This is a genomic window from Bradyrhizobium sp. CCBAU 051011 (genome assembly GCF_009930815.1).
Taxonomy (GTDB): Bacteria; Pseudomonadota; Alphaproteobacteria; order Rhizobiales; family Xanthobacteraceae; genus Bradyrhizobium.
On sequence record NZ_CP022222.1, the window covers coordinates 836,792 to 856,740 of the forward strand.

Annotated in this window: 14 protein-coding genes; 9 read left to right on the top strand and 5 right to left on the bottom strand. The window is 63.7% G+C overall.

Going from position 1 to position 19,949, the window contains the following annotated elements; all coding sequences use genetic code 11:
- The first annotated feature begins 73 nt into the window (after nucleotides 1-73).
- Nucleotides 74-1,039 (top strand): tripartite tricarboxylate transporter substrate binding protein, encoded by a 966-nt coding sequence (locus ACH79_RS04075; RefSeq protein WP_161849874.1) that lies wholly within the window; start codon nucleotides 74-76, stop codon nucleotides 1,037-1,039.
- Between the two features lie 40 nt (nucleotides 1,040-1,079).
- Here the strand turns inward: ACH79_RS04075 and ACH79_RS04080 are convergent, their stop codons facing one another.
- The gene (locus tag ACH79_RS04080) at nucleotides 1,080-1,973 is read right to left on the bottom strand and encodes a LysR substrate-binding domain-containing protein (protein ID WP_161849875.1); all 894 of its coding nucleotides are present in this window, start codon (nucleotides 1,971-1,973) and stop codon (nucleotides 1,080-1,082) included.
- Between the two features lie 226 nt (nucleotides 1,974-2,199).
- Between ACH79_RS04080 and ACH79_RS04085 the strand changes: the two genes are divergently transcribed.
- The gene (locus ACH79_RS04085; RefSeq protein ID WP_161849876.1) at nucleotides 2,200-2,952 is read left to right on the top strand and encodes a sulfite exporter TauE/SafE family protein; all 753 of its coding nucleotides are present in this window, start codon (nucleotides 2,200-2,202) and stop codon (nucleotides 2,950-2,952) included.
- A 70-nt stretch (nucleotides 2,953-3,022) separates the two neighbouring features.
- On the opposite strand, the gene ACH79_RS04090 is transcribed toward ACH79_RS04085, so the two are convergent.
- Nucleotides 3,023-3,667: a LysE family translocator gene (locus ACH79_RS04090; RefSeq protein ID WP_161849877.1), complete on the bottom strand. Its 645-nt coding sequence runs from the start codon at nucleotides 3,665-3,667 to the stop codon at nucleotides 3,023-3,025.
- Between the two features lie 175 nt (nucleotides 3,668-3,842).
- On the opposite strand from ACH79_RS04090, the gene ACH79_RS04095 reads away from it, so the two are divergent.
- Together ACH79_RS04095 and ACH79_RS04100 are read left to right on the top strand one after the other, a co-directional pair.
- Nucleotides 3,843-5,657 (top strand): adenylate/guanylate cyclase domain-containing protein, encoded by a 1,815-nt coding sequence (locus tag ACH79_RS04095; protein WP_161849878.1) that lies wholly within the window; start codon nucleotides 3,843-3,845, stop codon nucleotides 5,655-5,657.
- A 155-nt stretch (nucleotides 5,658-5,812) separates the two neighbouring features.
- Nucleotides 5,813-6,481, top strand: coding sequence for a hypothetical protein (locus ACH79_RS04100; protein ID WP_161849879.1), 669 nt, complete (start codon nucleotides 5,813-5,815; stop codon nucleotides 6,479-6,481).
- A 3-nt stretch (nucleotides 6,482-6,484) separates the two neighbouring features.
- Here the strand turns inward: ACH79_RS04100 and ACH79_RS04105 are convergent, their stop codons facing one another.
- Nucleotides 6,485-7,432, bottom strand: a complete 948-nt coding sequence (locus ACH79_RS04105) for an alpha/beta fold hydrolase (RefSeq protein ID WP_161849880.1) — start codon at nucleotides 7,430-7,432, stop codon at nucleotides 6,485-6,487.
- A 236-nt stretch (nucleotides 7,433-7,668) separates the two neighbouring features.
- On the opposite strand from ACH79_RS04105, the gene ACH79_RS04110 reads away from it, so the two are divergent.
- Both ACH79_RS04110 and ACH79_RS04115 read left to right on the top strand, forming a co-directional pair.
- A complete protein-coding gene (locus tag ACH79_RS04110) occupies nucleotides 7,669-8,136 on the top strand; it encodes an Hsp20 family protein (protein WP_161849881.1) in 468 nt (155 codons plus the stop codon).
- A 258-nt stretch (nucleotides 8,137-8,394) separates the two neighbouring features.
- Nucleotides 8,395-9,171 carry an alpha/beta fold hydrolase gene (locus tag ACH79_RS04115; protein WP_161849882.1) on the top strand — a complete coding sequence of 259 codons (777 nt, stop codon included), beginning with the start codon at nucleotides 8,395-8,397 and terminating at the stop codon, nucleotides 9,169-9,171.
- A gap of 64 nt (nucleotides 9,172-9,235) precedes the next feature.
- Here the strand turns inward: ACH79_RS04115 and ACH79_RS04120 are convergent, their stop codons facing one another.
- Nucleotides 9,236-9,982 (bottom strand): hypothetical protein, encoded by a 747-nt coding sequence (locus ACH79_RS04120; RefSeq protein ID WP_161849883.1) that lies wholly within the window; start codon nucleotides 9,980-9,982, stop codon nucleotides 9,236-9,238.
- Between the two features lie 480 nt (nucleotides 9,983-10,462).
- Between ACH79_RS04120 and gltB the strand changes: the two genes are divergently transcribed.
- Together gltB and ACH79_RS04130 are read left to right on the top strand one after the other, a co-directional pair.
- Complete coding sequence (gene gltB / locus ACH79_RS04125) at nucleotides 10,463-15,196, top strand: glutamate synthase large subunit (protein WP_161849884.1); 4,734 nt, start codon at nucleotides 10,463-10,465, stop codon at nucleotides 15,194-15,196.
- A gap of 150 nt (nucleotides 15,197-15,346) precedes the next feature.
- Nucleotides 15,347-16,804, top strand: a complete 1,458-nt coding sequence (locus tag ACH79_RS04130) for a glutamate synthase subunit beta (RefSeq protein ID WP_161849885.1) — start codon at nucleotides 15,347-15,349, stop codon at nucleotides 16,802-16,804.
- 136 nt (nucleotides 16,805-16,940) lie between these two features.
- Here the strand turns inward: ACH79_RS04130 and ACH79_RS04135 are convergent, their stop codons facing one another.
- Nucleotides 16,941-18,644, bottom strand: a complete 1,704-nt coding sequence (locus tag ACH79_RS04135; protein WP_161849886.1) for an outer membrane beta-barrel protein — start codon at nucleotides 18,642-18,644, stop codon at nucleotides 16,941-16,943.
- 192 nt (nucleotides 18,645-18,836) lie between these two features.
- On the opposite strand from ACH79_RS04135, the gene ACH79_RS04140 reads away from it, so the two are divergent.
- A complete protein-coding gene (locus tag ACH79_RS04140) occupies nucleotides 18,837-19,850 on the top strand; it encodes an SIS domain-containing protein (protein ID WP_161849887.1) in 1,014 nt (337 codons plus the stop codon).
- Nucleotides 19,851-19,949: the final 99 nt, after the last annotated feature.

The following is a 19,949-nucleotide window of genomic DNA, read 5'->3' on the forward strand; positions in this document are numbered from 1 at the left end:
TGCACTGAAGACTGAATAGCCGGGACTGGCACGCTTCGTGTCGACCGGCCACGACAAGTGACCGGAGGCTTTCATGAAGGCTCTTCGCGTGCTCCTTACCGGATTGTCCGTGCTGCTGCCGGCGATGGCGGCCGCGCAGGATTTTCCCAGCAAACCGATCAAGATGATCGTGCCGTTCCCACCCGGCGGCCCCAACGACATCATCGCGCGCGTGGTCGGCCAGCGCATGTCGGAAATCGCCAAGCAGCCGGTGGTGATCGACAATCGCGGCGGCCAAGCCGGCGTGCTCGGCACCGATACGATCGCCAAGGCAGCCCCCGACGGCTACACGATCGGAATCGTGAGCGCGAGCGCACTGGTCATCAACCCGACGATGGAAAAGGTGCCTTACGACGTGGTGAAGGATTTTGCGCCCGTCACGCTGGTGACGACAGTGCCTGAGATGCTGGTCGTCGCCAGCAACGTGCCCGCCAGCAATATGAAGGAACTGATCGCGCTCGCGAAGACACAGCCCGGGAAACTCAATTTCGCATCCGCCGGTGTCGGCGGCATGCCGCATCTTGCCGGCGAACTCCTCAAGCAGACGGCGGCAATCGACATCGTGCACGTGCCCTACCGCGGTGCTGCGCCCGCCATCAATGATCTGCTCGGCCAGCAGGTGCAGATGGCGTTTCTCGATCTGCCGGTGCTGTTGCCGCATATCAAGGCGGGCACCCTGCGCCCGATTGCGCTGGGCGCGCCGAAACGCGCGCCTACCTCACCCGACGTGCCGACAACGGCGGAGGTCGGCATGCCCGATCTCCTGATCGAAAACTGGTACGGCATGCTCGCGCCGGCCGGAACGCCCGAGAGCGTCGTCAACATCCTGAACCGCGTCGCCAACGAGGCGATGAACGATCCGCAGGTGAGACAGAAGCTCGCCGATCAGGGTTTGACGGTCGCCGGCGACACGCCGGGGCATTTCCGCGACTACATCGGAAGCGAGATCCAAAAGTGGGCGCGCGTCATCAAGGCCGCCGGCCTTGCCTCTGCCAAGTGAAGCCGCAGGGCTTCCCGGACCTCCGCATTCGCTCTCCTGTTCAACGTGGCGCAGCTTTGCGCAAGTGCTCGGCCAGTTGCTGCGCGGGCTTGGGCAGCGACCGAAAACTCCGCGCACAGATCACGAGCTTCCGGTTGGCCCAGGAATCCCTGATCCTGATGACATTGATCTTCATCGATCGCACGCATCGTTTCGCCGCGACCTCGGGCATCACGCCGATCCCGATGCCCGCGGCGACCATTTGGCCGATCGCATCGAAACTGTTCAGCCGCGCGCGAAAGCGCAGACGTGCACCGAGACGCGCCGCATGTCCACTGATATGAGTGTGCAGCGCGATCGAGCTGATCAGACCGACGAAATCGCGCTCCACCACTTCGCTGAAATCGACCTGCCGCCGGTTCGCCAGTTCGTCGTGCCGCCCGGCAACCAGCACCAGGCGATCCTCGCTGAACGGCATCCGCTCGATATTGTCGGCAAGCGCGTGCTCGGCGGCGAGCCCCAGATCGACGGAACCGATTACGATAGCGCGAGCGATTTCCGCGCTTTCGCGCTCCTCCACGTCGATCGAAATGTGAGGATGCGCGGCGAGGAAGGCAGCCAGCGCCTTCGGCAGATACTCCGAAAGCCCCGACGTGTTGGCGACGAAGCGGACAGTGGCCTTTGCGCCGCGGGCAAACGCTGAGAGATCGCCGCGCATTGCCTCTACATTGTGGAGCACCACTCTCGCGTGATCGAGCAGGCTTTCACCGGCCGGCGTCAGTTCGACGCCACGACGACCACGCGTCAGCAGCGAAACGCCAAGCGCCTCTTCGAGCCCCTTGATCCGCTCACTGGCCGAGGCCAGCGCGAGATGAACCTTCGCCGCGCCGTTGGTAATGCTGCGCGTCTCCGCCACCGCAACGAAGAGCTGAAGATCGACCAGATCAAAGCGCATCGGGATTCCTTGCGGCCTACTTGACCGTCATTGCGAGCGAAGCGAAGCAATCCATGGCGCAGCAGAACGGATAGATGGATTGCTTCGTCGCTTACGCTCCCTTGCGCAAACGCTTCGCGTTTGTCGCAGGCAATGACGGAGGGAGAGATAGCCTTCGGCCAATCCGAAGGCTGCCTCCGTAACCTCCAGATTGTGCCCAATACGCCGATAGGTCAATCTCTCCCGCATGTTCGATACCCTGCTTCTCCTCGTCACTGCCACCTTCCTGCTCGCGGGCTTCGTGAAGGGCGCACTCGGGCTCGGCCTGCCGACGGTGTCGATGGGACTGCTCGCAGTGTCGATGCCGCCGGCCCAGGCAATCGCCATCGTCATCGTACCGGCGATCGTCACCAACATCTGGCAAACCTTCGGCGGCCCTTATCTGCGCGATATTTTCCGACGGCTATGGCCGTTGCTGGCCGGAACAGCTGCCGGCGTCTGGCTGAACGCGGGATCGCTGACCGGTCCCTACGCGCGCTTTGCCACCATCGCGCTCGGCCTGCTGCTGGCGATCAATGCCATCATCGGCCTGTGCAAATTCAGTTTCACCGTTGCCCGCCAAAACGAAAAATGGGTCGGTGGCATCGTCGGAGTGATCACCGGCCTGATTTCTGCGGCAACCGGCGTCCAGGTCATTCCATCAGTGCCGTTCCTGCAGGCGATCGGCATGGAGAAGGAAGAGCTGATCCAGGCATTGGGCGTGTTCTTCACGGTCGCGACCCTGGCGCTTGGTCTCAACCTCACCGGCGCCGGCCTGCTGACGGTTGCAACCGCACTGCCCGGCGCAGTCGCCCTAGCGGCGTCCTTTGCCGGCATGTTTATCGGACAGGCGGTACGGACACGGCTGCAGCCGGAAATCTTTCGGCGCTGGTTCCAGATCGGCATGATTGTACTCGGCCTCTACCTCGCCACGAACGCGTTTGCGAAGTTGATGTCGTAGCTTGCGCGGAAGCCATGCCGGACACCCGCTCATTTCTCGCCAGGGAATTCGCCAGATAGGTGACCGGATTTTAACGCGCCTCCAGCATCGCCACGCGGATGCCGAGATAGACGAAAAGCCCGCCGAGCGCGCGGTTGACCCAGGCCACAGCGCCAGCCGATTGCCGGATACGGCCGGCGGCCCTGGCCGCGAAGGCGGCGATGCAGAAGCACCACAACATGCCGCTGGTGATGAAGATCAGGCCGAGCACCAGAAAGGCCACCGTCTTGTGGGGAGACTCTGCGGCCACGAATTGCGGCAGGAACGCCAGGAAGAACAGCGCCACCTTGGGATTGAGCACATTGGTCAGGGCGCCCTGCCAGAACACGCGGGCAAGCGACGTGTCGCCGCCTGCTGCGGCCACTTCCGCCAGCGGGCGCGAGCGCGACAGCAGCATCTGGACGCCCGTAAACAGCAAATAGGCGGCGCCGGCCCATTTCAGGACAGTAAAGGCGGCCGATGACGCCATTAACAGCGCCGACAGGCCAATGGCCGCACCGAACACGTGAACGAGGCAGCCGGTGCAGATCCCGATTACCGCCGCAGCCCCGCCCCGCCATCCGAACTGAATGCTGCGGCCGATAATATAGGCCGTGTCCGGCCCCGGGGTGATGTTGAGCAGCAACCCGGAGAGGATAAACAGCCAGAGTTCGTGAATGCCGAGCGCTTCTGCCATCGTTAACGGGTTCCCTTGCACCTGAGACCAATGCCAATCCCGAAGGATTGCAGTACTATCATGAGCAAATCGGCCTTCCACCAGATTGCGCATATTTTATAAACATTGGAATCGGTCGGCCGACCGCGTAGTGGTTATGCAGCCCATTCCGGCGCCGTTGGGGATATAAGGGGATATGGAAAGACGCTTGGCAGCCATCGTCTGCGCCGACGTCGCCGGCTATTCCCGAATGATGGGAGCCGACGAGGCGGGGACGCACGCCACGTTCAAGGCCCATCGAAGCGCGATCTACCCGATCATCCTCAATCATGGCGGCCGCCTGGTGAAGAACACCGGCGACGGCTTTCTTCTGGAGTTTCCCTCGATCGTTGGCGCAATCGAAGCTGCGGTCGCGATGCAGATGGTGATGGCGGAGCGAAACGAACATTTGCCCGCCGATCGCTCCATGCAGTTCCGCATGGGCATTCACATGGGCGACGTGATGGCCGACGAGGACGAGGTGTTCGGCGACGACGTCAACATCGCCGTCCGCCTCGAATCGGTCGCCGCCCCGGGCGGCGTGGCAGTTTCGGGCAAGGCCTGCCACGAGGCCGGCAAACGCCTCAGCGTCACCTTCGTCGATGCCGGTCCCTACCGGTTCAAGAACATCGAGGAGCCGATCCATGTCTGGACCTGGCAGCCCGGTGGCACTGATGCGGCCGGCCCCGCGCGCAAGGCGGCGTCCGAAACATCTGTCACAAATCTGCCTGCCCAATATCGCACCGCGATCGTGGGCGTGCTCCCATTCGCGAATTTGAGCGAAAGCGCGGACGAGTATTTTTCCGACGGGCTGACCGAGGACCTGATCCACGCGCTTTCGCTGCAATCGTTCTATCGGGTGCTGGCCCGGAACTCGACGTTCCCGTTCAAGGGCAAGAACGTGAGCACGCGCCTGATCGCGCGCGAGATCGATGCCACCTACCTGATCCAGGGCTCGGTGCGCCGCGCCGCGAGCAAGATCCGCGTCACCGCCGAATTGATCGCGCCCGAAACCGGCGAACAATTGTGGACCGGCCGGTTCGACCGCGACATCGGCGACCTGTTCGCCATGCAGGACGAACTCACCACCAGCCTGTCGGCGGCGATCGCGGCGGAGATCTACCGGGCGGAAGCGTCCGCCCCGCCGCGCTCCTCGTCGAACGACATCACCGCATGGGATCGCTTCCTCAAGGGGCTGTCCTACTATTACCTGCAGACCAAGGCGGATTTCGAAACCGCGATCAGCCTGTTCAAGGAAGCCATCGCGCTCGATCCGACGCTGTCGATCGCGCGTGCCTATCTCGCCACCATCCTGACCCAGGCTATCCATTTCGGTTGGATCCAGGGAACGCGCGAAGTCTGGGACGGCGCAATGAGCCTCGCGGAGAGCAGCGTCCGGCTCGATCCCCGGTCGTCCTTTGCATTTCAGATTCTCGCCTATCTGCACGCGCTGGAAGGACATTACGAGGCGGCGATGGATGCCGGCAAGCGGGCGGTCGCGCTCAACCCCTACGACATGGGCGCCCGCGGCGTGCTTGGCGCGTGTCATCTCTATAACGGCGAGCACCGTCCCGCCGTCGAATTGTTTACGATGGCTGCGCAGCGCGGCAACAGCGATCCCCGATACCAATTTGCAGCGTTCAACGCCTTCAGCCATTACCTGCTCGGCCAATATGACGCCTCGCTGTCATGGGCGCGCGAGGCTCTGTACGCCAATCCCAATCATCTGCAGGCGCTCGCGATACGGGCGGCGGCGCTAGCCCAATTGGGACGAGCCGACGAGGCGGCAAATGCAGCCGGGGTTGTACTGAGCAACTACCCAACCCTGACCGTCGAACGGTACTTGCGGAATTTTCATTGGAAGCTCCCGGCCGACATTGCCCATTTTCGCGACGGCCTTGTGAAGGCCGGCCTCCCCTACAGCCGATTGACGCTCGTCGAAGCCTCGCCAAAGCTCGCCGCAGATTCCTGAGCGTGTGTGAACCGCTCGGTTGACACGGCGTCGAATTCCGCCAAAGCTTGCCACACGCTGAAGTAGCGCACCACCGCATTCCTTTTTCAGTACCGTCATTCGCTTCGCCTTCAGCGGACCGATTTTCATACTTGGCGCTTTGAGGATTTGAAGCCATGTCGAACACCTCCATCGATACTCCTCCGGGTGCAACACCGGCCGGACAGATTGCCGTTTCACCCAATAACCCATGCCCGTTTTTGCGCGCGCTGGTCGCCAACGGCTATGTCGGCGGCGACGTCGTGTCGCTTTCGCAGCTCTCCGAAATCGTCGGGGACGCGAGCGGGCAAACCGGCTTTGGTAAAAAGAAGGTGCGGATGGCAACCTGGATGGTCGCCGTCATCGCCAACGGCCTCGGGCCGGGACGCGTATTCAAGAGCGCGACCTCGGGCGCCGTGCTCGATCGACTGCGCAACGGTCCGCTCGACAAGCATGGTGGCGGCTCGCGCATTCTCGATGCCGAGGCGAGGGTCAATGACGAGCAAATCGACCGCCTCGCCAGCTTCGGCAAGGATTGCAAGGATCCGGCAGGCGGCATCGAGATCGGGCTGACGGCGAAAGAGATCGAAACCTTCATGGCAGCCAATATCAAGCGCGACGGAGATGCGGCACGCTGGTACTTCCCGATCCTGATGAAGGGCGAATGGCCGGTGCTGCTGAAAATCCTCGGCAAGGGCGAAGGCGAAGCGCGCTATCTCAGCGTCGCCGAAGTCAGGACGCTGTTCGTCGAGCGACGGCTGCCCGAGCGGATCACGGCACGGCTGCCGAAGCCGGCCTCGCGCTGAGCACTACTTGAACAGCGGCGTGCCCGGCACGAAGGCGTCAAACGCCGCCCAGAACTGCGAGCGGTAGCGGTCCTGCTCCTGCAGGATCTCGTGCTTGGAGCCTGCGATCACCAGATGCGAGCCGGCGCGCAGGTGATAGGCGAATTCCTCGATCGCAGCCGTTGAAACGATGGTGTCATTGCTGGCAGCCAGCATCAGGATCGGCTGGCGGATTTCGGACGGGTAATTCATGCCGCGAAAAGTATGCATTGCCCTGAACGCGGTATCGGCCCAGGCCACCGTCGGCGAACCAAGGCCCAGCGTCGGGTCTTCTTCCAGGATCGCGGCGTTGCGGGCGTAGCGCACGGGATCGCTGGTGAAGGGGTTGTTGATGAAGGATTCCGTTCCGGTCAGCGCGTCGCTGCCGCCGGGCACGTAGCGGCCGCCCTGCCCCATCAGCCGCATGGTCCGAAGCAGTGCCCGCGTCGGGAACGAGGTCCTGCGCCCCGGCAGGTCGATCATCGGCGCCGACAGCACCATGCGATCGAACCAGCGCTTTCCAGCATGCGCGATCCGGAGCATGACCGCACCGCCCATCGAATGCGCCAGCGCGAAAAACGGCGGCGGGCAATCCGGCAGCACCACCTGCTGCACGAAGGTTTCGACATCGACCTCGAAATCGGAGAAGTCGCGGACATAGCCCTTGCGCGGATCGCGCAGGCGGCGTGAGGAATGCCCCTGGCCGCGCCAGTCGATCATCGCCACGGCAAAACCGCGGTCGCGCAAGTCGCGCACCGTCTCGAAGTATTTTTCGATCTGCTCGCTGCGGCCGGTGAAGACGCAGACTGTGCCCTTGCGGCCCGCCGGCGGCGCCCAGCGCGCGAACCGCAATTCCGCGCCGTCGGGCGTCTTGATCGTGCCCGAGACGACATCCTCCGGAACCGGATTGGCGGGGATCGAGACGAGCGTCATGCGAGGGAACCGGCTAGGTGTAAAGGGCTGGAAATCAAGGCGGGGGCGCAAAAAAGGGGCCCGTTTCGCCCCTCTTGAACGTCATTTCACCCCTCCCATATCACTTCTGTGCAGGCCGCTACCAGTGTTTCGGAACCGAAACTCACGGCTCCAAAACTCTAAGGCTGCACAGGACTACGGCCCGGCCCGATGGCGGGCGGGTTAATTGAAACAGTCGCTCAATGGAGGACTACCCTATGCGTACCTACGACCTCACTCCGTTTTATCGTTCCACCGTCGGCTTCGACCGCTTCTTCAACCTGCTGGATCAGGTGACCTCGGACGGCAGCCCCGGTTATCCGCCCTACAACATCGAGCGCACCGGCGAGAACGCCTACCGCATCAGCGTTGCGGTCTCCGGCTTCGCGCAAGGCGAGCTTTCGATCGTCGCGAAGGAAAACACGCTGACGATCAAGGGCGAGAAGTCAGCCAACGAGAACGGCACCGACAAATCCGAAGTGCTCTACCGCGGCATCGCCGCGCGCGCCTTCGAGCGCATCTTCCAGCTTGCCGATTTCGTGCAGGTGAAGAACGCCTCGCTCGAGAACGGCCTCCTCCATGTCGATCTCGTCCGCGAGATCCCCGAGGCCAAGAAGCCGCGCAGCATTCCGATCAACTCGGGCGCGCAGACCCCGCAGGTGGTCGACGCCTCGGTCGCCGCGTAAGCAGCCAGAATTTCGGCCGGTATTGGCCGAACGCGAAAACGCCCCGGGAAACCGGGGCGTTTTTTTGCGCTCATGACAAGGACGGCGTGGTCCGCGCTCCGCTGATTAACAGCGAATTTAAATGATGTCCGCCTCTGCAACGACTACTTCATCGCGCGAACCGGCACCGGTGACTAGAGACGCGTAACATTTGCAGTTCGGCGACGTACTCACTTTCGCACCCGGCACTTCAACAGACATATCAACCAGGAGAGATCGATGACGAAGTTACAGATCGTTGCGGCGCTCGCCGCCAGTGTTTTTGCAGGCTCGTTCGGCGCACTCGCCACGCCGGCGCAGGCCGCCGCACCGGTCAAAGTGAAAAACGTCGTGCTGGTGCACGGTGCCTGGGCCGACGGATCGAGCTGGTCGGAAGTCATTCCGCGGCTGCAGGCAGCGGGACTTCACGTCACGGCGGTCCAGAATCCGCTGACCTCCCTGGCGGATTCGGTCGCCGCCACGCGCCGTGCACTGGCGCAGCAGGACGGCCCGACCGTGCTGGTAGCGCATTCCTGGGGCGGCACCGTCATCAGCGAAGTCGGCACCGATCCCAAGGTCACGGGGCTGGTCTATATCGCAGCGCGCGCGCCCGATGCGGGCGAGGATTTCGTCGCGCTATCGCAGAAATTTCCGGCCGGCCCGGCGCGTGCCGGCGTTCAGGAGCATGACGGCTTCACCAAACTGTCCGAGGACGCGTTCCTGAAATATTTCGCTAATGGCGTCGACCGCAAGACGGCGGAAGTCCTCTACGCCGTGCAGTGGCCGACCGCGGCTTCGATTTTTGCCGGCCGCACCACCGCAGCCGCCTGGCATAGCAAGCCGAGCTGGTACGCGGTGTCGAAGCAGGACTACACCATCAATCCCGACCTCGAGCGGTTCCTGGCCAAGCGCATGAATGCGACGACAGTCGAGTTGGACGCTGGCCATCTGTCATTGGTCTCGCAGCCGGACAAGGTCGCCGACCTGATCCTGGCCGCCGCCGGTCAGCGCGAATAGCCCGCCACAATGAAAACGCCCCGGTAAGGCCCGGGGCGTTTTTTGTTCATGGTCCGGATGGAAGTTACTCCAGCCCCTGTGCCTTTGGCATATCCTGCGTCGGCGCAATCTGCGGGGCGGGCTTGGCTGGGACCGATTCCGTCGTCGTCGGCGAAGCCGCGGCCTGAACTTCGGTCGGCTTCGGCGCAGGTGCCGTGGCCTGCTGCTGCACCGGAGCCGGCTTGGCCGCGATCGGGCTGGCCTTCGGCACCGGCACCGTGCGGCTCGCAACCTTGGGAGCCGGCCGCATCGGCCGCGGCTCGGCCTGGGCATGAGCTGGCGCGGCCTGGACATGAGCCGGCGGAACAGTCGCATGGGCCCGCGGCGGCCGAGCCCCTGGAGTTCCAGGGAGCGCGCTGTGCTCTTCATAGAAATTGTCGCCCATGCCGTAGCCCGGCACGAAGCGGATGATCCGGCCGTTCCGCGCGTCGATCACCAGCCGTCCGCCCTCGCCGCCGCGGTCGATCGCCGCGATCGTGTAGACGAAGCCGCGGAGCCTCGGGATACCGAGCGGCGAGAATCCGTTGTCGCGCAGCACGGAATAGACTTCTGTGGACGGCAACAGGCCCGGACCGGGGCCATAGCCATAGCGTGGCCCGGGCTCGTAATACGGCCCGGGAGCCGGCTGCGGCGCCACCGCATAGGGGGCCTCGAAATCCGACACCGCCCTGTATGGCGAGCGTCCGATCCCATCAGGCCCGGGCACCTGCGCCTGCGCGCCACCCGCCAGAAGGATCAATCCCGCCGCCAAAGATCCCGTGAACAACTTCATGACCGAAAGCTCCTGTAAGCCCCGCAGCCGCCGCGCCGAAGCGAAGCATTTCTTGCTCTCGCCTGCCGGTCCGGGCTGGAATTTCAGTGCGAAATCCGGCAGTCCTTGGGCCGGATCGGGGCGCCGTTGCCGCAAATCCCCGCTGGCAGTTTTTCCCCAAGCCGGCCAAGCGCCGATCTGCATGCGGGCGAGGACTTTCACGCGCTTGTGTGATAAAGAAAAATTTGCAATGGTCGAAGGTAGGACAGTATCACTGTCTCAATTGCGGGGCTTTCCCGGCACAGGGATTGCACCGAAACCGTGGCGCCACGAGCGTCAGGGCAGTGCAGGCAAGGCCGTTCCTCAGGGACGTTGAACGCCCAGGCCTGAATTTAAGAAATTGCGGCTCGCGGCGGACGAGCGGTGGCCCGGTGGGTGCCGCAAGCGTCCAAGGTGCGCCGACGATACGGTGAGGCCCTTAGCCTTTTTGAGAGGAATGAGATGAGCGGGTCGGAATTCGAGCGCGAAAATATCGTGGCAGAAACCCTGTCGGCGACCGCGGCTTCGAAACCGGCCGACACTACGCGCGAGCATGACTGGCGTCCGCCGGCCGAGGGCCTGTACGACCTCGGCATGGAGAAGGATTCCTGCGGCGTCGGCTTCATCGCCAACATCAAGGGCCGCAAGTCGCACCAGATCGTCTCCGACGCGCTCAACATTCTCTGCAATCTCGAGCATCGCGGCGCCGTCGGCGCCGACCCGCGCGCCGGCGACGGCGCCGGCATTCTGGTGCAGATCCCGCACGCGTTCTTTTCGCGCAAGGCCGCCGAGATCGGCTTCAAGCTGCCGGAGCCCGGCCATTACGCGATTGGCGCGCTGTTCATGCCGAAGGAGACGGCCTGGCGGAAGGTGATCCAGAGCATCATCGCCGAACAGATCAAGGAAGAGGGGCTTGTGCTGCTCGGCTGGCGCGACGTGCCGTCCGACAACGCTTCGCTCGGCGTGACCGTCAAGCCGACCGAGCCCTACCACATGCAGGTGTTCATCGGCCGCAACGGCACGGCGAAGACCGAGGAAGAGTTCGAGCGCAGGCTCTACATCCTGCGCAAATCGATTTCGCAGGCGATCTATCAGCGCCGCGACCGCGGCATGGCCGGTTACTACCCGGTCTCGCTGTCGTGCCGCACCGTGATCTACAAGGGCATGTTCCTCGCCGACCAGCTCGGCAAGTACTATCCCGACCTGCACGAGGCGGATTTCGACAGCGCGCTGGCGCTGGTGCACCAGCGCTTCTCGACCAACACCTTCCCGACCTGGTCGCTGGCGCATCCCTACCGGATGATCGCCCATAACGGCGAAATCAACACGCTGCGCGGCAACGTCAACTGGATGGCGGCGCGGCAGGCTTCCGTGCATTCGGAGTTCTACGGCAAGGACATCAGCCGTCTGTGGCCGATCTCCTATGAGGGCCAGAGCGACACCGCCTGCTTCGACAACGCGCTCGAATTTTTGGTGCAGGGCGGCTACTCGCTGCCGCACGCGGTCATGATGATGATTCCGGAAGCGTGGGCCGGCAATCCCCTGATGGATGAGCAGCGCCGCGCCTTCTACGAATATCATGCCGCGCTGATGGAGCCATGGGACGGCCCCGCCGCGATCGCCTTCACCGACGGCCGCCAGATCGGCGCGACGCTCGATCGCAACGGCCTGCGTCCGGCGCGTTATCTCGTCACCAAGGACGACCGCATCGTGATGGCGTCCGAGATGGGCGTGCTGAAGATTCCCGAGGACCAGATCGTCACCAAGTGGCGGCTGCAGCCGGGCAAGATGCTATTGGTCGATCTCGAACAGGGACGTCTCATTCCCGACGACGAGATCAAGGCGACACTGGCCAAGAGCCATCCCTACAGCGACTGGCTGCATCGCACCCAGCTCGTGCTGGAGGAATTGCCTGACGCGCCCGTCAAGGGCATGCGCTCCAATCTGCCGCTGCTCGATCGGCAGCAGACGTTCGGCTATTCACAGGAAGACATCAGCATCCTGATGACGCCGATGGCGGCGACCGGCGAGGAAGCCGCCGGCTCGATGGGCAACGACACGCCGATCTCGGCGTTGTCGGACCGGCCGAAGCCGCTGTTCACCTATTTCAAGCAGAACTTTGCGCAGGTCACCAACCCGCCGATCGATCCGATCCGCGAAGAGCTGGTGATGAGCCTCGTCTCGATCATCGGACCGCGGCCGAACCTGTTCGACCTGCAGGGTATGGCCTCGACCAAGCGGCTCGAAGTGCGCCAGCCGATCCTGACCGATGCGGATCTGGAAAAGATCCGCTCGATCTCCGACGTCGCCGACACGCATTTCAGGTCGCGCACGCTCGACACCACCTTCCACGCCGGCTTCGGCGCGGCGGGAATGGAGCAGGTGCTCGACGAGCTCTGCGCGCGCGCTGAAGGCGCGGTGCGCGAAGGCGTCAACATCATCATCCTGTCCGACCGCATGGCAGGCACCGACCGAATTCCGATTCCCTCGCTGCTTGCCTGCGCCGCAGTACATCATCATCTGATCCGCACGGGCTTGCGCACCTCGGTCGGCATCGTCGTCGAGTCCGGCGAGCCGCGCGAAGTGCACCATTTCGCCTGCCTGGCCGGCTACGGCGCCGAGGCGATCAATCCTTACCTCGCGTTCGAAACCATCATCGCGATGAAGGACCGCCTGCCGGGCTCGCTCGACGACCATGAGATCGTCAAGCGCTACATCAAGTCGATCGGCAAGGGCCTGCTCAAGGTGATGTCCAAGATGGGCATCTCGACCTACCAGTCCTATTGTGGCGCGCAGATCTTTGACGCCGTCGGGCTGAAGGCCGATTTCGTCGCAAAATATTTTGCCGGCACCCACACCCGCATCGAAGGCGTCGGGCTCGCTGAGATCGCCGAGGAAACCGCGCGCCGCCATACGGATGCGTTCGGCGACGCGCAGGTCTACAAGACCGCGCTCGACGTCGGCGGTGAGTACGCCTACCGCACCCGCGGCGAGGACCATGCATGGACCGCCGAATCCGTCTCGACGTTGCAGCATGCGGTGCGCGGCAATTCGCAGGAACGTTACCGCGCGTTCGCAAAAATCCTCAACGAGCAGTCCGAGCGGCTGTTGACGCTGCGCGGCCTGTTCCGGCTCAAGACCGCCGAGGACGAGAAGCGCAAGCCCGTGAAGCTCGACCAGGTCGAGCCGGCAAGCGAAATCGTCAAGCGCTTCGCCACGGGAGCCATGTCGTTCGGCTCGATCTCGCGCGAGGCGCACACCACGCTCGCGATCGCGATGAACCGGATCGGCGGCAAGTCCAACACCGGCGAAGGCGGCGAAGAGGCCGATCGCTTCAAGCCGATGCCGAACGGCGATTCGATGCGCTCGGCGATCAAGCAGGTCGCCTCGGGCCGCTTCGGCGTGACGACGGAATATCTCGTCAACTCCGACATGATGCAGATCAAGATGGCACAGGGCGCCAAGCCCGGCGAAGGCGGACAGTTGCCCGGCCACAAGGTCGACGCGACGATCGCGCGTGTGCGGCACTCGACGCCCGGCGTCGGCCTGATCTCGCCGCCGCCGCATCACGACATCTATTCGATCGAGGATCTGGCGCAGCTCATCTACGACCTCAAGAACGTCAATCCGGACGGTCAGGTCTCGGTCAAGCTGGTCTCCGAAATCGGCGTCGGCACGGTGGCCGCGGGCGTTGCCAAGGCGCGCGCTGACCATGTCACCATCGCAGGCTTCGAGGGCGGCACCGGCGCCTCTCCCCTCACCTCGATCAAGCATGCAGGCTCGCCGTGGGAGATCGGCCTTGCCGAAACCCATCAGACGCTGGTGCGCGAGCGGCTGCGCAGCCGCATCGTGGTCCAGGTCGACGGCGGCTTCCGCACCGGACGTGACGTCGTGATCGGCGCGCTGCTCGGCGCGGACGAGTTCGGCTTCGCCACCGCGCCCCTGATCGCGGCAGGCTGCATCATGATGCGCAAGTGCCACCTCAACACCTGCCCGGTCGGTGTCGCGACCCAGGACCCCGTGCTGCGCAAGCGCTTCACCGGCCAGCCCGAGCACGTCATCAACTACTTCTTCTTCGTCGCCGAGGAAGTCCGCGAGATCATGGCGCAGCTTGGCTACAGGAAGTTCGATGAGATGGTCGGCCAGACCCAGATGCTCGACCAGTCCACGTTGGTGGCGCACTGGAAGGCCAAGGGGCTCGATTTCTCAAAGCTCTTCGTCCGCCAGAAGGAGGAGACGGGCCAGAAGATCTATCACGCCGAGGCCCAGAACCATCATCTGGAGAAGGTGCTGGACCGCCGCCTGATCGAGAGGGCGCAGGCCGCGCTCGACCGCGGCGCGCCAGTGAAGATCGAGGACGAAATCAACAACACCGACCGCTCAGCGGGTGCGATGCTGTCGGGCCAGGTCGCAAAGATCTACGGCCATGCCGGACTGCCGCATGACACCATTCACGTCAGCCTGAAGGGCACCGCGGGCCAGGCGTTCGGCGCGTGGCTGGCGCGCGGCGTCACTTTCGATCTCGAAGGCGAAGGCAACGACTATGTCGGCAAGGGCCTTTCCGGCGGCCGCATCATCGTCAAGCCGCCGAGGAATTCCGGCATCGTGCCGGAAGAGTCCATCATCGTCGGCAACACGGTGATGTACGGCGCGATCGAAGGCGAATGCTATTTCCGCGGCATCGCCGGCGAGCGTTTTGCGGTGCGTAACTCCGGCGCGATCGCGGTCGTCGAAGGCGCCGGCGATCATTGCTGCGAGTACATGACCGGCGGCATCGTCGTGGTGCTGGGCAAGACCGGGCGCAACTTCGCGGCCGGCATGTCGGGAGGCGTCGCCTATGTGCTGGACGAGGCCGGCGATTTCGAAAAGCTCTGCAACCTCTCGATGGTCGAGCTCGAGCCGGTACTGTCGGAAGAGCTTATCAACGCCGGCACCTACAATCACTCCGGCGATCTCGAGGCGCATGGCCGGGTCGATGTGTTCGCCAATCTGCTGGAGTCCGATATCGAGCGGCTGCACATCCTGATCACGCGCCACGCCAAGCTGACCGGCTCGAAGAAAGCGGCCGAGATTCTCGCCGACTGGAAGACGTGGCTCCTGAAATTCCGCAAGGTGATGCCGGTGGAATACCGCCGCGCGCTGAAGGAATTGAAGGCAAACGCCGACGCCGAGCCAAAAATCGCGATCGGGGCGTAGTTAAACGAGCCCGTCATTGCGAGCGCAGCAAAGCAATCCATAGCGCCACAAGCCGAACCATGGATTGCTTCGCGGCTCACGCTCCTCGCAATGACGGAGGGTGACGGAAACAGACAGATACGAACGAGAGATGCAGGGGCATCAGGTTTAATGGGCAAGATCACAGGTTTTCTCGAGATCGACCGGCATGACCGCAAGTATGCGCCGGTCGCCGAGCGTTTGAAGCATTATCGCGAATTCGTCATTCCCTTAAGCGAGAAGGACACCCGCGAGCAGGCCGCGCGCTGCATGAACTGCGGCATCCCCTATTGTCACGGCACCGGCTCGGTGGCGCCGGGCACGCCGGGCTGCCCGGTCAACAACCAGATCCCCGATTTCAACGACCTCGTCTATCAGGACAATTGGGAAGAAGCCTCGCGCAACCTGCACTCGACCAACAATTTCCCGGAGTTCACCGGCCGCATCTGCCCCGCGCCGTGCGAAGCGTCCTGCACGCTCAACATCGACGACAATCCGGTCACCATCAAGACGATCGAATGCGCCATCGTCGACCGCGCCTGGGACAATGGCTGGCTGAAGCCTGAGATTGCGCCCGCCAAGACCGGCAAGAAGGTCGCAATCGTCGGCTCCGGCCCCGCCGGCCTTGCAGCTGCGCAGCAGCTCGCGCGCGCCGGTCATGACGTCCATGTCTACGAGAAATTCGCCAAGGCCGGCGGATTGCTCCGTTACGGCATCCCCGACTTCAAGATGGAGAAGCACATCATTGACCGCCGCGTGGCGCAGATGGAGGCCGAAGGCGTGACGTTCCATTACGGCGTCCATGTCGGCGGCACCTCGGACGGCGCGATCGATCCGCGCGAGTTGCTCAACCAGTATGACGCCGTGGCATTGACCGGCGGCGCCGAAGCCGGCCGCGACCTGCCGATCCCCGGCCGCGACCTCGACGGCATCCATTTTGCGATGGATTTCCTGCCGCAACAAAATCGCCGCGTCTCCTCCGAGCCGCTCGGCGACGCCAAGGACATTCTCGCCGAAGGCAAGCATGTCGTTGTGATCGGCGGCGGCGACACCGGTTCGGACTGCATCGGCACCTCGTTCCGGCAGGGCGCAAAATCCGTCACGCAACTCGAAATCATGCCGGCGCCGCCCGAGCACGAGAACAAAGGCGTGACCTGGCCGAACTGGCCGTTGAAGATGCGGACCTCGTCGAGCCAGGCCGAAGGCGCCAAGCGCGAATTCGCAGTGCTGACGCAAAAATTCTCGGGCGTCGATGGCAAGGTGCAGAAGCTGCACTGCGTCAAGGTCGACGATAAGTTCAAGCCGCTGCCCGGCACCGAGTTCGAACTCGATGCGCAGCTCGTGCTGCTGGCCATGGGCTTCGTGCACCCGGTGCACGAAGGCATGCTGAAGACGCTCGGCGTCGACCTCGACCAGCGCGGCAACGTCCGCGCCAATCTGACCGACTACAAGACCTCGCTGCCCAACGTCTTCTCCGCCGGCGACATGCGCCGCGGCCAGTCGCTGGTTGTCTGGGCGATCCGTGAGGGACGTCTCTGCGCGCGGGCGATCGATCAGTATCTGATGGGCTCGACGACGCTGCCAAGGTAAGCAGAACGGACAGGCCGCTCGCTGCTGTGGTGCCCAGACTTGATCCGGGCATCCATCAATCTTCATCAGACTCTAGCGAAGGGACTGGATTGCCGGGTCAAGCCCGGCAATGACGAGTTCGGCACGGCCGCCGCTCTCAATTCTGGACCCTCACCCCCAGCATCACCACCGTCGACGCCGTGCTGTTGCCCGGCAGGTTCGAATCCAGCCAGTCGCGCCGCAGCGTGCCGCGGAGCCAGACGTTGCGGTTCATCTTGTAGATGGCTTCGCCCGACAGGGTGTAGATCTTGTCGCGCCTTGGATTGCCCTGATAATCGAGCGTGCCCCAGGTGAACTTTCCGATTGTGGTCAGCCAGCGGCGGAAGTCGTGGTCGACCTCGACGGTGTAGATGTGCGTCAGCACGCCCGACGTGCCCGGCAGCGTGGTCTCGGTGATCGTGGTGTCGGAATAGAATTTCGCCGTCGTCAGCGGCGTCGCGGTCCACACCAGCGAGGACGAGACGAGCAGGCCCTCCAGGCGATTGAGTCTTGGATCGACATAGTCGCGCGCGGCGTAGCCGACGGCGATTTCGCCGGTCAGCAGGCGCGAGAATTCGAAGCTGGTGCCGCCCTTGAGGTAGCCGCCCGAGGAATCGCGCGCAAAGCCGGCACGGTCGAGCTTGACGTCATGCACGCGGCTGTCACCCTGCACCTCCACGAACGGCTTTATGCCCGGCTTCAAATCATAGCTGACGCGGCCGATACCGCCATACTGATTGAAATTGCGGTCGTCGTTGGTGGTCGAGGTGCCGTCGGTGAGCTTTGAGTTGGTATAGTCGGTGCGGTCGACGGTGGCGCCGGCGGAAACCTGGAGGCGGTTGAAGGTCTGGTCGACGCCGATGGTGGTGCCTACCGTGGTGTAGATCGGATACTTGGCCAAGCCGGCCTGCACGTTCGGGCTGCCGGGATTGTCGGTCGAGAGGAACAAGCGACCCTGCGCAGTCAGCCGCGTGTCGCGGCTGACATCGAGCCGCCCGTCGACGTGGCCGATGAAATTGGGCCGATCGATATCGAGCGGTGCCGACAGCGGCGTGCCGTCGGCGTTCGGCGTGAGATTGCTGCCGTAGCCGGTGAAGGAGCCGCGGAGATCGGCGACCAGCGCATGGCGTTCCCAGTCAGAGACGGCGAGGAATTCCGGCGCGACCACGTAGAACGGCTTGCCTTGCGCAGCGGCGAGCCGGCCGGGATTGGTATCGTAGCCGCCCAAGAATTCGACCGCGGATTTGATCAGGAAACTGCCGGCGTAATCGCCGACGGCGCCGAACGGATCGTCGTCGATCCTGAGGCGCTTGCGCGGCGGCTGCCCCACCACCGTGCCCGCCATGGCCGGCGCAAGGCGCGTCTTGTTGGCAGATTCCGAGGGCGGGATCGAGAGCCGCAGCGGCGTGTTCGACGCAATCGGCGGCGGTGGACTGCCGGGACCGACCGGCGGCTTCGGCCTCGCTTGCCCCGGGTAGTATTTCGGTTTCTTGCGCTTGCGGTTGAGCGAGTCGTAGCCGGAATCGGCGGCGCCACTCGCAGCCGGCAAACCGTATTTCGGGATCTGTCCGATCCGCGACGGCGCGCGCTTCTCATCGTCCTGCAGCTTCGGACTGGTGAGCGGATCGTTCACCTCAGCCGCGGTCCGGCGCAGCGGCGAATCCGGCGATGTCACCTGGCTGGCGCGCCTTGAGCTGAACAGGTCCGGCGTGACGGTTTGCGCCAGGCCTTCGGTTCCCGACAGCGCCGTCAGCGCAAGGCACAGCAAGGCAGCGCGGAGAGTGCGCGCGCGGCTGCTCCGGCCCGTTACTGGCCCCGGCATCACGATGGAATATACTCCAACAAAAACAGCTACTTACTCGACGCCTTCCGCGGGCTCGCGGAACATGTCGTTAATGGAGTTAAAACAATTATGGTTAATGGGTCGTTGAGAGCTCTGCGGCGCGCGTCGCATCGCCAGACGGGCCATGCTATGGAGGGCTTTGGGGCGCGGCCCCTCCTCCCTGGAACTGACATGGCCCATTCGAATCCGCTGATGGCAAAATCATCCGGCACCGACTTCGCTGACTCCGCCGTTCAGTCGGCCTTGCGCACGCTCGATGCCGAGGGCAGCGGGATCGCCGCGCTCACAGCGGCGCTGCAATCCGATCTGCGCGCCCCCTTCACCGCCGCCGCCGACCTGATCCGCAACGCCAAGGGACGGCTGATCGTCACCGGGCTTGGCAAATCAGGCCATATCGGCCGCAAGATCGCCGCGACCTTTGCCTCCACCGGCACGCCGGCGTTCTTCGTTCATGCCGCCGAGGCCAGCCACGGCGATCTCGGCATGATCACCGCCGACGACGTCATCCTGGCGCTGTCCTGGTCCGGCGAGCAGCCGGAGATGAAGAATCTGATCAGTTATGCCGCCCGGTTTCGGATTTCCGTGATCGCGATGACGGCGGAGAGGGAATCCTCTCTAGCCAAGGCGGCCGACATCGCGCTGACGCTGCCGAAGGCGCGCGAGGCCTGTCCGCATAATCTGGCGCCGACCACCTCCTCGCTGATGATGCTCGCGCTCGGCGATACGCTGGCGATCGCGCTCCTGGAAGGCCGCGGCTTCACCTCGACCGATTTCAGCGTGCTGCATCCCGGCGGCAAGCTGGGTGCGATGCTCAAATATACCGGCGACCTCATGCATTCCGGCGACGCGGTGCCGCTGAAGCCGCTCGGCACCAGCATGTCCGAGGCACTGGTCGAGATGACTTCGAAGGGTTTTGGCTGCGTCGGCATCATCGACGCGCGCGGACATATTGTCGGCATCGTCACCGACGGCGATTTGCGCCGCCACATGGGGCCCGATCTGATGACGGCCACCGTCGACGAGGTGATGACTCGCAATCCGAAGACGATCGACCGCGACGTGCTGGCCGGCGAGGCGCTGGAGATCCTCAACTCCTCGAAGATCACGACGCTGATCGTCACCGATGCCAACAAGCCGGTCGGCATCGTGCATCTGCACGATTTTCTGCGCGCGGGCGTGGCGTAGGCTCGATCTCTCCACGTCATTGCGAGCGAAGCGAAGCAATCCATAGCTCTGCAAGCGGAGAGATGGATTGCTTCGTCGCTTTCGCTCCTCGCAATGACG